Origin of the sequence: Amycolatopsis sp. Hca4 (genome assembly GCF_013364075.1) — a bacterium.
GTDB lineage: Bacteria > Actinomycetota > Actinomycetes > Mycobacteriales > Pseudonocardiaceae > Amycolatopsis.
The window spans coordinates 8,406,918-8,421,411 of record NZ_CP054925.1 but is presented as its reverse complement, the minus strand read 5'-3'; the positions used below and the strand labels follow the sequence as shown (position 1 = coordinate 8,421,411).

At 72.1% G+C, this 14,494-nt stretch carries 13 protein-coding genes; 6 read left to right on the top strand and 7 right to left on the bottom strand.

What is annotated here, in order from left to right:
* Window positions 1-25: 25 nt before the first annotated feature.
* From HUT10_RS38310 to HUT10_RS38295, 4 genes are read left to right on the top strand one after another with little or no spacing between them, the layout of a single operon-like run.
* On the top strand, window positions 26-778 hold the full coding sequence (locus HUT10_RS38310) for a creatininase family protein (protein WP_176175647.1): 753 nt from the start codon (window positions 26-28) through the stop codon (window positions 776-778).
* Complete coding sequence (locus tag HUT10_RS38305; RefSeq protein WP_176175646.1) at window positions 771-2,291, top strand: benzoate-CoA ligase family protein; 1,521 nt, start codon at window positions 771-773, stop codon at window positions 2,289-2,291. The genes HUT10_RS38310 and HUT10_RS38305 overlap by 8 nt, the downstream gene beginning before the upstream one ends.
* Window positions 2,288-2,980: an SDR family NAD(P)-dependent oxidoreductase gene (locus HUT10_RS38300; RefSeq protein ID WP_176175645.1), complete on the top strand. Its 693-nt coding sequence runs from the start codon at window positions 2,288-2,290 to the stop codon at window positions 2,978-2,980. Before HUT10_RS38305 ends, HUT10_RS38300 begins: the two co-directional genes overlap by 4 nt.
* On the top strand, window positions 2,977-3,804 hold the full coding sequence (locus HUT10_RS38295; protein ID WP_176175644.1) for an enoyl-CoA hydratase family protein: 828 nt from the start codon (window positions 2,977-2,979) through the stop codon (window positions 3,802-3,804). The genes HUT10_RS38300 and HUT10_RS38295 overlap by 4 nt, the downstream gene beginning before the upstream one ends.
* A gap of 4 nt (window positions 3,805-3,808) precedes the next feature.
* On the opposite strand, the gene HUT10_RS38290 is transcribed toward HUT10_RS38295, so the two are convergent.
* The 4 genes from HUT10_RS38290 to HUT10_RS38275 are packed head-to-tail and all read right to left on the bottom strand — an operon-like array spanning window position 3,809 to window position 7,196.
* Window positions 3,809-4,723, bottom strand: a complete 915-nt coding sequence (locus HUT10_RS38290; RefSeq protein WP_176175643.1) for an SMP-30/gluconolactonase/LRE family protein — start codon at window positions 4,721-4,723, stop codon at window positions 3,809-3,811.
* A gap of 9 nt (window positions 4,724-4,732) precedes the next feature.
* Window positions 4,733-5,389: a histidine phosphatase family protein gene (locus HUT10_RS38285; RefSeq protein ID WP_176175642.1), complete on the bottom strand. Its 657-nt coding sequence runs from the start codon at window positions 5,387-5,389 to the stop codon at window positions 4,733-4,735.
* Window positions 5,389-6,447 (bottom strand): phosphotransferase family protein, encoded by a 1,059-nt coding sequence (locus HUT10_RS38280; RefSeq protein WP_176175641.1) that lies wholly within the window; start codon window positions 6,445-6,447, stop codon window positions 5,389-5,391. Before HUT10_RS38280 ends, HUT10_RS38285 begins: the two co-directional genes overlap by 1 nt.
* Window positions 6,444-7,196 (bottom strand): SDR family oxidoreductase, encoded by a 753-nt coding sequence (locus tag HUT10_RS38275; RefSeq protein ID WP_176175640.1) that lies wholly within the window; start codon window positions 7,194-7,196, stop codon window positions 6,444-6,446. The genes HUT10_RS38280 and HUT10_RS38275 overlap by 4 nt, the downstream gene beginning before the upstream one ends.
* Before the next feature lie 381 nt (window positions 7,197-7,577).
* Here HUT10_RS38275 and HUT10_RS38270 point away from each other — a divergent pair, with 381 nt between their 5' ends.
* Complete coding sequence (locus tag HUT10_RS38270) at window positions 7,578-8,507, top strand: hypothetical protein (protein ID WP_176175639.1); 930 nt, start codon at window positions 7,578-7,580, stop codon at window positions 8,505-8,507.
* A 147-nt stretch (window positions 8,508-8,654) separates the two neighbouring features.
* On the opposite strand, the gene HUT10_RS38265 is transcribed toward HUT10_RS38270, so the two are convergent.
* Both HUT10_RS38265 and HUT10_RS38260 read right to left on the bottom strand, forming a co-directional pair.
* Window positions 8,655-8,861, bottom strand: coding sequence for a hypothetical protein (locus tag HUT10_RS38265; RefSeq protein ID WP_176175638.1), 207 nt, complete (start codon window positions 8,859-8,861; stop codon window positions 8,655-8,657).
* A 42-nt stretch (window positions 8,862-8,903) separates the two neighbouring features.
* The gene (locus HUT10_RS38260; protein ID WP_176175637.1) at window positions 8,904-10,538 is read right to left on the bottom strand and encodes an acyl-CoA synthetase; all 1,635 of its coding nucleotides are present in this window, start codon (window positions 10,536-10,538) and stop codon (window positions 8,904-8,906) included.
* Between the two features lie 141 nt (window positions 10,539-10,679).
* Between HUT10_RS38260 and HUT10_RS38255 the strand changes: the two genes are divergently transcribed.
* Window positions 10,680-12,371, top strand: a complete 1,692-nt coding sequence (locus tag HUT10_RS38255) for a bifunctional 3'-5' exonuclease/DNA polymerase (RefSeq protein WP_176175636.1) — start codon at window positions 10,680-10,682, stop codon at window positions 12,369-12,371.
* A gap of 321 nt (window positions 12,372-12,692) precedes the next feature.
* Here HUT10_RS38255 and HUT10_RS38250 read toward each other — a convergent pair whose 3' ends face one another.
* Window positions 12,693-14,384, bottom strand: coding sequence for a sialidase family protein (locus tag HUT10_RS38250; protein WP_254897508.1), 1,692 nt, complete (start codon window positions 14,382-14,384; stop codon window positions 12,693-12,695).
* Window positions 14,385-14,494: the final 110 nt, after the last annotated feature.

Below are 14,494 nucleotides of genomic sequence, written 5' to 3'. Positions count from 1 at the left end.
GCCGCTGCGGTGTAGCTTGATTTGCGTGACGTACTTCGCGGACCTCAGCTCGCGGCAGGTCGCCGCCCTCGCGGACGGCTCACGCGTGCCGGTGCTGCTGCTCCCGCTGGGTGCGATCGAGCCGCACGGGCCGCACGCGCCGCTGGGGACAGACCCGCTCATCTCGCGCGGGATGTGCGAGCGCGCGGCTTCCCGCTTGGCCGCCGACGACGAGGTCCACGTCCTGGTTCTGCCCGAGGTGCACTACGGCGTGACGCGGTTCGCGGCCGGGTTCACCGGCGGCATCCACATCGGCGAGGAGACGCTGCACTCGCTGCTCGTCGACATCGGCGCGTCGCTCATCGGCCAGTGGTTCCGGCGGATCCTGCTGGTCAACAACCACTTCGAGCCCGCACACCTGGTGACGCTGCGGCGCGCGGTGGAGACGCTGAACTTCGCCTACGACGGCCGCGTCGCCCTGCTCGACCTGGTCCGGCGGCGGCACGCGCAGCGGCTGACCGAAGAGTTCCGCTCCGGCGAGTGCCACGCCGGGCGGTACGAGACGTCGCTGGTGCTCGCCGACCGGCCCGAGCTGGTCGACCAGGCACTGATGCGGACGCTGCCGCACGTGCCGGTCAGCCTGGCCGCCGCTCCGGAAGACGGGGGCTTCCGGGAGATGGGGATGACCGAGGCGTACTGCGGCAAGCCCGCGGAGGCGACCGCGGCCGAAGGCGAAGAGACGTTCTCGACGTTGACCGACCTGCTGGTGGAAGCGATCCGGGAGCTGGCCCGTGAGTGAGCCGTTCAACCTCGCCACGCACTTCCTCGACCGGCACGTGGCTTCGGGGCGGGGTGACCGGACCGCGCTGTACGCCGGGGACCGTTCGATCAGCTACGCGTCGCTCGCCGCGCTGGCGAACCGCGCCGGGAACGTCCTGCTGGACGCCGGTGTCCGAAGAGGACAGCGGGTGCTGCTGGCGCTGAGCGACGGCGAGGAGTTCGTCGCGGCCTGGTACGGCGCCCAGAAGATCGGCGCGGTCACCGCCGAGGTCTACCCGTTCCTGCAGCCGAAGGACTACGCCTACTACCTCGGTTACACCGAGGCCGTCGCGGTGCTCGCGGACGCCGTCACGCTGCCGGCTCTACGACAGGCGGGCGCCACCGGGTTGCTCGTCACCGGCGTGCCCGAAAGCGAGCTGCGGCCGGGTGAGCGTCCATTCCGGACACTGGTCGACGCGGCACCGGATTCGCTGGACCCCGCACCGACCACTGTGGACGACATCGGGATCTGGAAGTTCACCACCGGCAGCACGGGCGCGCCCAAGGCGTGCGTGCACCCGCTGCGCAGCCCGAAGGAGAGCTTCGAGCGGTACGCCGTCGAGGTGCTCGGCCTGCGGGAGGACGACCGGGTGCTGGCCGTGCCCAAGCTGTTCTTCGGCTACGCGCGCGACCTGGTGGCGCTGTTCCCGTTCGGCGTCGGCGCGGCCGGGATCGCGTTCCCGGAGCGCAGCACGGCGGACCTGATCTTCGAACTGATCGCTCGCCATCGGCCGACCGTGCTGGTCAACGTGCCGACGATGATGAGCGCGATGGTGGCCCACCCGGCCGCCGCCGAGCAGGACCTGAGCTGCCTGCGGATGACGACGTCGGCGGGCGAGGCGCTGCCCTCGGAGCTGCACCGGAAGTGGGACGCGGCCTTCGGCGTGCCGGTGGTGGACGGGATCGGCTCGTCCGAGGCGTACCACATCTACCTGTCGAACCGGCCCGGCGCCGCCCGCGTGGGCACGCTCGGCACGCCCGTTCCGGGCTACACCGCCGAGGTCGTCGACGAGCTCGGGAACCCGCTGCCGGACGGGGAGATCGGGCCGCTGCGGGTGACCGGGCCGACGATCGCACTGGAGTACTTCGGTGACCCGGCGAAGTCGGCGGCGACGTTCGACGGCGACACGCTGACCTCGGGCGACCTGTTCAGCCGTTCCCCCGACGGGTACTTCCGCCACCACGGCCGCGCCGACGCGCTGCTCAAGGTCGGCGGCGTCTTCGTCGCGCCCGGCGAAATCGAGGACTGCCTGCTCGGCCACGCCGCCGTGGTGGACTGCGCGGTGGTCGGCCACGAGACCGGCGGCCTGGTCGTGCCGCGCGCGTACGTCGTGCTGCGGCCCGGGTCCGCGGTCTCCGCCGACGAGCTGAAGGAGCATGCGAAAGCCCACCTGGCCAAGCACAAGTACCCCCGCGAGGTGGTCTTCATGGCGGAACTCCCCCGCACGGCCAACGGGAAGCTCGACCGGCGCACGCTGGCGGCCCGCCCGTGAGCCGCCTGGTGGTGGTCACCGGCGGCACGCGCGGCATCGGCGCGGCGATCGCGGACCGGTTCCGCTCCGCCGGTGACACCGTGCTGGCGCCGGGCCGCGCGGACTGCGACGTCACCTCCGAGGAAGCCGTGGCCGAGTACTTCGCCTCGGTCGGGCCGGTCGACGTGCTGGTCAACAACGCCGGGATTTCCTCCAGTGCCCCGGTTTCCCGGACGTCGCTCGACGATTGGCGTGCGCAGTTCGAGGTGAACGCGACCGGTGCGTTCCTCTGCACGCGTGCGGTGCTGGACGGGATGCGGGCGCGTGACCGCGGGCGGATCGTCACGGTGGCGTCGACGGCTTCGCACGTCGGCTACCGCTACACGGCCGGGTACACGGCGTCGAAGCACGCGGCGGTGGGGTTCATGCGCGCGGTGGCGGCGGAACTGGCCGGCACCGGCGTCACGGCGAACGCGGTGTGCCCGGCGTTCGTCCGCACCGACATGACGGCCACCTCGGTGGAGCGGATCGTCTCGCGGTCGGGACGGTCCACGGCGGACGCGGAAGCGGCACTGGCGGCGGCGTCCCCGCTCGGCCGGCTGCTGGAGCCGGCCGAGGTGGCGTTCGCGGTGTCCTTCCTGGCGGCTCCCGAAGCTGCCGCGATCAACGGCCAGACCCTCGTACTCGACGGCGGAGGAATCCAGTCATGAGCCCGTTCCGCGCCACCGCCCCACTGACCCGCGAGTGGGAGCACTTCGGCTTCACCGTGGCCGACGGCGTGGCCACGCTGACGTTCACGCGGCCTTCGAAGCTCAACGCGCTGACGTTCGAGGTGTACGCGGATCTCCGCGACCTGGTAGTCGAGCTGCCGCAGCACGAGGACGTCCGGGTACTGGTGATCACCGGCGAAGGCCGCGGGTTCTGCTCGGGTGGCGACGTCGAGGAGATCATCGGCGAGCTGCAGAAGTTCGAGACGGCGGAGCTGCTGGAGTTCACCCGCATGACGGGCGCGGTGGTGAAGGCCCTGCGCGAGTGCCCGATCCCGGTGATCGCGGCGGTCAACGGCGTGGCGGCGGGCGCGGGCTCGGTGATCGCACTGGCGAGCGACTTCCGGCTGCTGGCGGAGTCGGCGAAGTTCGCGTTCCTGTTCACCAAGGTGGGCTTGGCCGGGGCGGACATGGGATCGGCGTACCTGTTGCCGCGGCTCGTCGGCTTGGGTCGCGCGACGGAGCTGTTGATGCTGGGCGACAAGGTCACGGCTTCGCGGGCTTCGGAGATCGGGCTGGCTTCGCAGGTGGTCCCGGACGCGGATCTGCCTGCCGCGGCTGCGGCCTTGGCCCGCCGGTTGGCGGACGGCCCGGCGTTGGCGTACGCGACGACGAAGGTGCTGCTGACCCGCGAGCTGGACATGGACCTGGGCAGCGCGATCGAACTGGAGGCGATCACGCAGGCGTTGCTGATGACGGCGAAGGACCACAAGGAGTTCTACGCGGCTTGGTCCGCCGGGCGGGAGCCGCGCTGGACCGGACGCTGAGGGCTCAGCTCACGGTCGTCACCGCGATCGCCGTCTCCTCCAGTGACCCGAAGTACAGCTGCCCCCGCCACTCACGGACACCCACCAGCATGTGGAAGCCGTCGATCTCGCCGCGCAGCTCGCGCGTCACCGTCCCGTCCGCCGCGACGCCCAAGACACCCACCTCACGTCCCGGCGAGGGCTGCAGCGACGTCGGCAGCCGACGGACGCCCGCCCGGAGGAACGCCGGCAACCGCCGGACCACGTCCAGCGCCGCCACCTTCGGGGACGCCTGGGTGATCCAGATGAGCCCGTCCGTGCCCGTCGAGATGTTGTCCGGGAAGCCCCACAGGCCGTCCACCAACACGTCGGAGCGGCCGTCGGAAAGCCACACCCGGGAGACCCGGCACGCGCCCGTCTCGGCCACCGCCACGAACGACTCGTCCGGGGCCAGTGCGACGCCGTTCGCGAACTGGAGGCCGTCCAGGAGCAGGTCGATCGAGCCGTCCGGGGCGCGGCGCAGCAGGCGGCCGCCCGCCGTCTGCTCGATCAGGTCGTCGCGCCAGTTGTCGATGCCGAAGCGGCGGGACGAATCCGTGAAGTAGATCGTCCCGTCGGACGCCACCGCCGCGTTGTTGCAGAACACGAAGTCCAGGCCCAGCGCGGACGTGGCCAGCACCGAAGGCGTGCCGCCGGCGAGGGGGACCACCAGCAGGCCGGCGCGGGCGTCGCAGACCAGCAGCTCGTCCTCGCCGTAGAGCTCCAGCCCGAGCGGGCGGCCACCCGTGTCGGCGATGACGTCGATGCGCTGCCCGTCCGGCGACAGGCGCAGGATCCGGCCGTCGTCGACGCCGGTGTAGATCCGGCCCTCGGCGTCGACGACGACGTCCTCCGGGCCGTGGCCGTTCACCGGGAACAGCGTGACCTCGCCGAACCGCATCGGTGCCTCCTAGCGATAGGTGAGCAACGAGGCGGCGTCCGCCTCGAAGTGCGGGTGCTCGTTGAACGACAGGAGCGTGACGCCGCCGCGCCCGGAAACCAGCTTGGTGATGCCGCCGTTGACCGTGACGCGGTTGAGCTTGAGCAGGCCGGTTTCGGGCGTGCCCATGAGCAGGCCGCAGAGCGTGGCGATCACGCCGCCGGAGGTGAACACGACCGCGTGCTCGCCCTTGCCCAGCGACGCCACCAGCTCGGCCAGCGCGTCGCGGCAGCGCGCGAGGAACGCGGGCCACGTCTCGGCGCACGGCCCGTCCGCGCCGGCCGACGTCCACGCCGTCAAGGCCGCGTCCAGCACGCCCTGGTAGGACCGCGAATCCTCCTGCGGTGCCCCGCCGGCGTGGTGGCGCGCGATGTCGACGTGGTCGTACTCGTTCCAGCGCGGGTCCTCGGCCACCGGGACGTCGCTGCCGAGCACCTTCAGCGCCGTCGCCGCGGTGTCGCGCTGGCGGGCCAGCGTTCCGGACCGGACCTGGCTGAAGGAGACGGCGCGGCGCAGCAGTTCCGCACCGACCACAGTGGACTGCTCGAAACCGCGCGGGGACAGCGCGTCGTAGTCGGCCGCGCCGAACGACGCCTGGCCGTGCCGGACCAGGTAGATCGCGCCCACTACACGCTCCCCTTCGCGATGATCTCGCGGCAGCGCCAGTCCAGGTAGTTGACGAACTGCCAGAAGTCCTTGAACGCCGGGTTGCGGGTGCCGCCGTCGCGGTAGCGCCGGTACAGCTGCTGCAGCACCGCGGCGAGCCGGAACAGGCCGTAGACCTCGTAGAACTGCCAGTTCCCGATGGCCAGCCCGGTCTTCTCCGCGTAGCGGGCGACGAACTCCTCGCGGGTGAACATGCCGGGCAGGTGGGTCGGCTGGCGGCGGCTGGTGTGCATGACGCCGTCGTCGCCGGCCTGGACCCAGTAGGCGAGCATGCTGCCCAGCTCCATCAGCGGGTCGCCGAGGGTGGCCATCTCCCAGTCGAGGACGCCGGTGATGTTCAGGGTCGCCGGGCCGTCGAGCACCAGGTTGTCGAGGCGGTAGTCGTTGTGGATCAGGCAGATCCCGGCCTCGCCGGGCAGGTTCGCCGCCAGCCACGCACGCACCTCGGCGAAGTCGCCGACGTTGTCCGTGCGCGCCGCCACGTACCGCTCCGACCAGCCGCGGATCTGCCGCTCGACGTACCCGGCGCCCTTGCCGAGGTCGGCCAGCCCGGCCTTTTCGACGTCGACGGCGTGCAGGTCGACCAGCCGGTCGACGACCTTGCCGGACAGCTCGCGCGCCTGCTCCGGCGTCAGCGTCATGCCCGGCGGGAGGTCGCCGCGCAGGATCAGGCCGTCGAGCTTCTCCATGACGTAGAAGTCGCCGCCGAGCACGGCCGGGTCGTCGCCGAAGGCCACCATCCGCGGCACGTACGGGAACACCGGTTTCAGGGCGTGCTGGACGCGGTACTCGCGCCGCATGTCGTGCGCCGAGGCCGCCTTGTGCCCGGCGGGCGGGCGGCGCAGGATCAGCTCGCGATCCGGGTAGGTCAGCAGGTACGTCAGGTTGGAGGCGCCGCCGGGGAACTGCCGGACCTGCGGCGGTGCGTCGCCGAGGCCCTCGACCTTCGCGCTGAGCCAGGCGTGCACCGCGCCCGCGTCGAAGGCGTCCTCCGCGCGGACCTCGACCGGGGCGTTCACGCGAACTTCCGCAGCAGCGCGGCCGGCACCACGCGCATCACGACGCTCAGCGGCACCCACGGCCACGCCGGGACGTAGGCGCGGCGCGGTTCGGCCTCGATCGCCTTGGCCAGTGCCCTGGCCCCGGCCTCGGCCTTGCCCAGCAACGGGTTGCGGCCGATCCGGTCGTTCATCTCCGACTCGATGTAGCCGGGCCGGACGTCGGTGACGGTGATGCCCTTGCGCTTCAGCTCGATCCGGGTGCCGTCGACGAACGCCGAGATGCCGGCCTTCGAAGCGGCGTACGCGGTCAGCTTGCCCGGGAACGGGCGAAGCGCGCTGAAGGAGGAGATGACGGCGAGGTGACCGGTGCCCTGCGCGCGGAAGATCCCGGCGGCGGCCTCGATCTGGGCGGCGGCCGCGACGAAGTTCACCTCGAGGGTCTGGCGGTTGGCGTCGAACCGGCCGGTGCCGACCCGCTGCCCCTTTCCGAGCCCGGCGTTCACAATCACCCGGTCGAGGGACCCGAGCTCGGCGCGGAACTCCTCGAAGACGGTGAACACGCGGTCGTGGTCGGTGACGTCGAGGGTGCGGATGACGACCTTGATCCCCGGGTGCTGGGCGGTGAGCTCGGCGGCCAGCTTCTCGAGCCGCTCGGTGCGCCGCGCGCACAGTGCGAGGTTGCGCCCCTTGGCTGCGAACTGGCGGGCCATGCCCTCGCCCAACCCGCTGCTGGCGCCGGTGATCAGGATGTTCTGCCGGAGGACCATGGGGGGAGCCTACCCGCTGGTAACAAGACCGGTGGCCCGGCGCTGGGGGCGTCGCCGGGCCACCGGTCATCGCGCGGCCACCTCGGCCGGTCGCACAACGCGGCCGGGTGAACCGGAGCCGGAACCGCTCGCGCGGCCGGTCGCACCTGCGCGCGGGCGGGCCGTGAGGGGGAGGCGGTGCCACCGGCGCAGGCAAGTCATGAAAGCGCGTCGGCCCAGGCCGGGGCAATGGTTCACAGTTGCCAGTATTAGCCCGTTCGACCGAGTGGCGGCGTCCGCGGCGCGGCCGAAGAGGGGCGCGGGAAACGCCGCGAAAACTGCTAACGTGCTCCGTGTCGGGGATCGTCGGGGGACGGCATGGGGCGGGTCGGGATTTCAGCGATGGCGGGCAGCGTGACGGGTGACGGCCAGGAGAGCGGCCGCACCGAATTCGCCATCCGGCTGCGCGCAGCCATCGCCACCAGCGGGCTGTCGCTCGACCGGATCCAGGCGCGGCTGCGGGCCCGCGGCGTCGTCGTCAGCGTCACCGCGCTGAGCTATTGGCAATCGGGCAAGAGGCAGCCGGAACGGCAGAGCTCGCTGTCGGCGGTCCGGACGCTCGAAGAGATCCTCGACGTCCCGGCCGGGTCCCTTCTGGGGCTGCTGCCCCCGCCCCGGCCCCGCGGCGGCGCCGGCAAGCGCCAGGCAGGCGGCGAGCCGATGTCGTTCCCGCGCGAGGTGCTGCAGCCGCTGCTGGAGAAGGTCGGGGCGCCGCACGCGCTCGACCGCCAGCAGCCCCTGAAGATGGTGGGCCTGCACGACCAGTGCGAGATCGCCGCGGACGGCGGCCAGCGCGCGGTGACCGCGCGCGCGGTGTTCCAGGCGGTCGCGGACGGCCAGGACCGCTGGCTCCTGGTGTACACGCAGGACGACCCGGCGGCGGGCGTCCCCGAGCTGCACGCGGTGCGCAACTGCCGGGTCGGCCGCGCCGAGATCGACGAGGCCCACGGCCTGCTCGTCACCGAGCTGCTGTTCGACCAGCCGATCAACCGCGGCGAGACGCACCTGATCGAGTACACGCTGACCAACAGCGGGCCGCCGTACCCGGAGTGCCGCAACACGCACTACCGCGAGTTCCGCCGCCCGGTGCGGGAGTACCTGCTGGAGGTGCGGTTCGCCCCGGGCACGGCGCCGGACCGCTGCTGGCAGTACTCCCGCAACGGCGCGAACGGAACGCTCGCCCGCCGCCCCCTCAAGCTGGACGGCGCGGACGGGGTCCACGCGGTGGCGTTCGACTTCGGCCCGGGCGTCTTCGGCATCGACTGGGACTGACCCGGCTCGGCCGGCCCACATACCCCGGCAGTCGGTTGGCGTACCTGGACGGTCGGTTGGCGTACCTGGACGGTCGGCTCGCCGGCCGACCCTCTGGATACGCAGGCCGACGATCGGGGTACGCGGACCGACCCTCCGGGTACGTCGTCAGGTGAGGCAGGCCGCCGCGAGGGTGGCCAGTTCGGTGCGGTTCGCGATGCCCGGCTTGGCGTACACGTGCGCGAGGTGGGTCTTCCCCGTGCCGCGGCCCATGAACGGGCGGGTGCTCGACCGCGACCGCCACTGGCCCGGCCGGGCACCCACAGCGGCGTTCCGGTGGACCCGGCCGGAGGTGACCGCAGCCGTCGGCGGCACGACCGCGACGGACGCCGGCCGATCGTCAACGTCCAGCGTGGCTCAGGAAAGCTTGGTGCGCAGCACCTTCCCGGTCGCGTTGCGGGGCAGCTCGTCCAGGAACTCGACGTCGCGGGGCACCTTGTAGCGGGCCAGGTTCGCCTTGACGTAGTCGCGGATCTCGTCGGCGTCCAAGTCGGCGCCTTCGGACGGCACGACGAACGCCTTCAGCCGTTGCCCGAACTCCGGGTCCTCGACACCGATCACCGCCGCCTCGATCACGTCTTCGCGCTCGACCAGCAGGTTCTCCACCTCGATCGGGAACACGTTCTCGCCGCCGGAGACGATCATCTCGTCGTCGCGGCCGTCGATGAACAACAGGCCGTCTTCGTCGAAGTGGCCGACGTCGCCGCTGGAGAGCAGGCCGTCGATGATCTCCTTGTGGCGGCCGTCGGTGTAACCGCCGAAGCTGAGGCCACTGCCCACGAACACGCGTCCGGTGACGTTCGGCTCGGTGATCTTGTTGCCTTTTTCGTCGTAGAGCGCGACCTTGCAGCCGACCGGCGCGCGGCCGACCGTGCCCGGGGCCTTCGCCCAGTCCTCCGGCGTGGCGACCGTGGCCACCGCGACTTCGGTCGAGCCGTAGAGGTTGTGCACGACCGGGCCGAAGGCCTCGTTCGCGCGGTTGCCCAGGTCCGGCGAGAGGGCCGAGCCGGCGACGAAGATGATCCGCAGCGCCGACGTGTCGTACTTCTCGCGGACGTCCTTCGGCAGGTCGACGATCCGCTGCAGCATGGTCGGCACCAGCACGAGCGCGGTGCACCGGTGCTCGGCGACCCCGCGCAGCGCCTCTTCGGGGTTGAACTTGCGCCGCATCACGACCTTCGAGCCGAGCGCGAAGGACAGGATGAACTGCGAGAGGCCGGTGCCGTGGAACAGCGGCGCACCCATGTAGGTGGCCTCGTTCGAGCGCAGCGGGATCCGGTCGAGGAACTGCGCCGACGCCAGCGCGGAGGTGTGCGGTCGCGGCGCGCCCTTCGGCGTGCCGGTGGTGCCGCTGGTCAGCAGCACGAACCCGCCCGGCTTGGCCGGCGCGGGCCACGGCCGGTCGTCGGTGCTGGCGATGATCTCCGACAGCACCGGCACGTTCCGGTCGGTGAGGTCGCTGTCCGGGTCGACCCAGGCCAGGTAGCGGTCGACGCCCTCCGGGATGGCGTCGAGCAGGGCGGTGAACTCCTGGTCGTAGACGAGCGCGGTGACGCCTTCGCGCTTGGCGACGTCGGCCAGCTGCGGCTTCGCGAACCCGGTGTTCATCAGCAGCAGGCGGACGCCGAGCTTGCCGGACGCGGCCATCGTGATGACCAGGCCGCGGTGGTCGCGGCAGAGCGCGGCGACCACCTGGCCGGGCCGGATGCCGCGCTCGGACCAGGCCCTGGCCAGCGCGTTCGACTGGTCGTCGAGCTGCTTGTAGGTGAGCGGGCCGAGTTCGTCGACGATGCCGACGGCGGCCGGGTCGCGCCGGGCGGAGATGTGGTTGGCGCCGGCGAACGGGCCGAACTTCCGCAGCGCGACCAGCGAACGCACGCCCTCGTCCAGTCTCGGGAACGGGACGAGGCCCGCCCGCCGCATCACGTCGACGCTGCGCACCGTCTCGGTCACCTTGTCCGCCACCGTGGTGGCGAGCGCGACCAGGCTCATCCAAGCACCTCCGTTGCTGCGGGAACGAGCCCATGCCGACGGCGGGCGTACCGGCGGTATGGGAGCTACTGGAGAGTAAACCAACCGTACGCCGAACGCACCAGCCCGGAAACTGTCGGTGGTCGTCGGCATGATGTCCGGGTGCAGGTGATCGCGGGACGGGAGGAGGACGGCAGCTTCACGGTGCACACGCCTACGGACACGGTGTCAGGCCTGGACGAGAAGGCTTTCGCGAGGCTGGCGCGGGAGCTGGAGTCGTCGCTGGCGCCGCGGTGGGTGTTCCCGTCGGTGGAGCGGACGTACCCGGTGCTGATCGCGGCCGGGCTGCGGGTGCGGCGCTGCTACGACCTCGAGCTGGCCGAAGGGCTGCTGCTGGCGTACGAGGGCGCCGAGGAGCAGTCGCGGAGCCTGCGCGCGGCCTGGGCCAGGGCGAACGGGGAGGAGCCGCCGCCGTCCGAGCAGTCCGCCGTCGAGCTGGCGCAGCCGACGCTGTTCGAGACGCGGGTGCCGACGCTGCCCGAAGGCGTGACGGTCGTCACGGCGGTGCGGCGCGTCCTCGCCGAGCAGGAGCGGCGGGTGGCGGCGGCCGAGCACCCGGACCGGATGCGGCTGCTGCTGGCCGCGGAGTCGGCGAGCGCGCTGGCCGCCGCGGAGATGTCGGCCGACGGCCTGCCGTGGCGCGCCGACGTGCACGAGGAGCTGCTGGCGGCGCGGCTGGGCCCGCGCGTGCCCGCCGGGCAGCGGCCGAAGGCGCTGGTCGAGCTGGCGGCGAAGATCAGCGAGGCGTTCGGCGGGCGGCCGGTGAACCCGGACTCGCCGCCGAGCGTGGTCCGGGCGCTGGCCCGCGAGGGGATCGAGGTGCCGGCGGCGCGGAAGTACCTGCTCCGCGGCATCGACCACCCGGCGGTCGGGCCGTTGCTGGAGTACAAGGAGCTGTCGCGGCTGTACACCGCGAACGGCTGGGCGTGGCTGGAGGAGTGGGTCACCGACGGCCGGTTCCGCCCGCACTACGTCGTCGGCGGCGTGGTGTCGGGGCGCTGGGCCAGCCGCGGCGGCGGGGCGCTGCAGATCCCGAAGGTGCTGCGGACGTGCGTCCGCGCGGACCCGGGCTGGAAGCTCGTGGTGGCGGACGCGGCCCAGCTGGAGCCGCGGGTGCTCACGGCGTTGTCGGGCGACCGGCGGCTGGCCGGCGTCGCGGCGGCGACGGACCTGTACGCCCGGCTGGGCGAGGCGCTGTTCTCGGGTGCCCGCTGGGTCCCAGCCGCGAACGACGACCGCGACGACCGGGCCCGGGCGAAGATCGCGATGCTGTCGGCGATGTACGGCGGCACGTCCGGGGAGGCCGGCCCGCTGCTCGGCCTGCTGCGGCAGCGGTTCCCGGACGCGGTGTCCTATGTGGAGCGAGCGGCGCAGGCGGGCGAGCGCGGCGAACGGGTCCGGTCCCGGCTGGGCCGCACGTCGCCGGCGCCGTCGGCGGCGTGGCGGGCGTTGACGGGCGGGCTGGCTTCCGACGAAGCGGCGGAGCTGAAGGCGCGCCGGGCGTCGCGGGGCTGGGGCCGGTTCACGCGCAACTTCGTGGTCCAGGCGAGCGCGGCCGACATGACGGCGGTGATGCTGGCGACCCTGCGCACCCGGCTGCCGTCCCCGGCCCACCTGGTCTTCTTCCAGCACGACGAGGTGATCGTCCACACCCCGGCCGCCCTGGCCGACGAGGTCGCCACGGCCATCACGGACTCGGTCTCCGAGGCGGCCCGCCTCCTGTTCGGCCCGGCCTGCCCGGTCCGCTTCCCGATGCAAACCGCAGCGGTCGACACCTACGCCGACGCCAAATAGCAAGTGATGCCCGCCCAATCACGCGAGATGCCCCGCCAATCACGCGAGATCCCGGCCCGATCACGCGAGTCCCGCCCCCAATCACGCGAGTTCGGGTCCCGTTCCCGCGAACCGACCCTCCAAACACGCGAACCGACCTTCCAGGCACGCGGCCCGACCCCCAGGCACGTGAACCGACCTTCCAGGCACGCGAACCGACTCCGCGGGTACGCGAGCCGACCCTCCAGATGCGCGAACCGACTCCCCGGGTACGCGAGCCGACCCTCCGGGTACGCCGGGCCGGCCGCCGCCCTGGTCGCGGCGGCCGCCCCGGTCACCCCGCTACGGGAACATCGGGAGCGTCTGCGTCCCGACGTCCTGGTTCGGCAGGGTCCGGCCCGGGTTGCCGCGGAAGTCGGTCCAGGCCGGGTGCAGCTTGAAGTCCGCGCCGACCGCCGCCGCCGTGTAGTCGCCGATGAACACGCCCTGGAGCTCCTTGCCCGTCTCCGCTCCTGTCGAGACGAACTGAACCTGCGGGTTCGCCGTCTGCGTGGTGATCCTGCGGAGCGGGGACAGGCGGTCGCCCCAGCCCGTCGCGTACGCGTAGTCCAGCCCGATGCCGTTCGGGTCGTACGCGCGGGTGTACGACGTGACCGCGACCCGCCCGCCGAACGCCGCCACCGCCGGGAACACCTCGTCGGCAGCCGTGCCGACCTTCACCGGCGCGGACCAGCCGTGCCGGCCGTCGGAGCCGCTCAGGAAGGCGTCGCCGTTCGTCTTCACGGACTCGCCGTCGCGGTACGTGCCGTTGCGGTCGTCGGCCCAGGTCACCCACAAGTGGTCCGTGACGCGGTCGTACGTCAGCTGCGGGAAGCTGTTGATCCGGAAGTTCTCGCCGGTCAGCGCGTTGTTGGCGACGTCTTCGTCCACCGGGAAGTCGAAGTCGAGCGCCACCTCGGTGTGCCGGAACGTCCGGCCGCCGTCGCGCGAGGTCGCCACGACGACCGCGTCGTGGTCGGCGGGCTGGTCGCACGCGGCCGTCGCGCACACCGACGTCTCGTACGCCACCTGGAGCGTCCCGTCGCGGGTGACGACCGGGTTCGAGCCGCTGCCGAACGGCGTGATCCCGCCGTGGAACCCGGTCAGCGACGGCGAAATCCGCCGCAGCGGCGACCACGTCCGGCCGAAGTCGCGGGACTTGGACAGCACGATCGGCGACTCGACGAACGCGCCGGTCGCGTCGTAGGTGAACTGCGTCCAGGTCACGTAGACGTCGCCGGTCACCGGGTCGGCGGCGATCCACTCCTTGTCGTTGAAGATGTTCGCCGGCGTCGGCGTGCCCGCCGGGGTGACGCCGTCGAGGTGCAGGATCGCCGGGTCGCCGAAGCTGCGGCCGCCGTCGTGGGACACCGACACCGCGATGCCGCTGGCGAGCTGCTGGTCGTCGGGAACCGCGGCGCGGCTGAACACCAGCGTCGCGTAGTACACGGTGTTGTGCGGGCCGAAGGCGATCGCCGGGTCGCCGGCAGCGTCCATGTAGGACAGTGGGGCGGCTGCCCCGGTCGGGTAGTCCAGGTGCGGCAGCTGGACGTTCGCCCAGGTCCGGCCGCCGTCGAACGAGGTGTAGGCGAAGCCGCCGGAGTCGTTGCGGGACTCGCGCGTGTTGTACAGCCGGTAGTCGTTGGACCCGGCGACGATGTTGCGCGGGTTCTCCGGGTTGACGGCGATGGTGGTCTCGTTCTGGGCCGTGCTGCAACCGGTCTGGCTGCCGGTCGGCACGATCGTGTCGCCGTCGATGACGTCGGTGTTCGGCACGAGCGGCCGGTACGGGTTCGGCTTGCCGATGTAGGTCTGGCAGAGCGCGGACAGCGCGGGGTTGTCGCCGTCCTCCTCTTCCTCCTCGGCGAACTGCTCCTTGAGCAGCGGGTTCGGCACGTCGTGCCGGGCTTCTTCGGCGAGCCGCTGCTTGCCGGTGTGCGGATTGACCGGCAGCGGCGAACCCCCGGTGGCCGCGTGCGCGGCGGGCGCGAGCACGAGCGGCAAGAGAAGAGCGGCACAGGCGACGGCGATTCTTCGCCTGACGGACGAAACACCCAAGGACATCGGAAAGTCCTTTCCAGGAAGGTCTCCAGCCGACCCAGGCT

Coding starts and splice junctions, on each gene's coding strand:
- HUT10_RS38270 (WP_176175639.1), top strand. CDS start 7,578: ATGGCGGGCAGCGTGACGGGTGACGGCCAGGAGAGCGGCCGCACCGAA.
- HUT10_RS38290 (WP_176175643.1), bottom strand. CDS start 4,723: ATGCGGTTCGGCGAGGTCACGCTGTTCCCGGTGAACGGCCACGGCCCG.
- HUT10_RS38295 (WP_176175644.1), top strand. CDS start 2,977: ATGAGCCCGTTCCGCGCCACCGCCCCACTGACCCGCGAGTGGGAGCAC.
- HUT10_RS38275 (WP_176175640.1), bottom strand. CDS start 7,196: ATGGTCCTCCGGCAGAACATCCTGATCACCGGCGCCAGCAGCGGGTTG.
- HUT10_RS38260 (WP_176175637.1), bottom strand. CDS start 10,538: ATGAGCCTGGTCGCGCTCGCCACCACGGTGGCGGACAAGGTGACCGAG.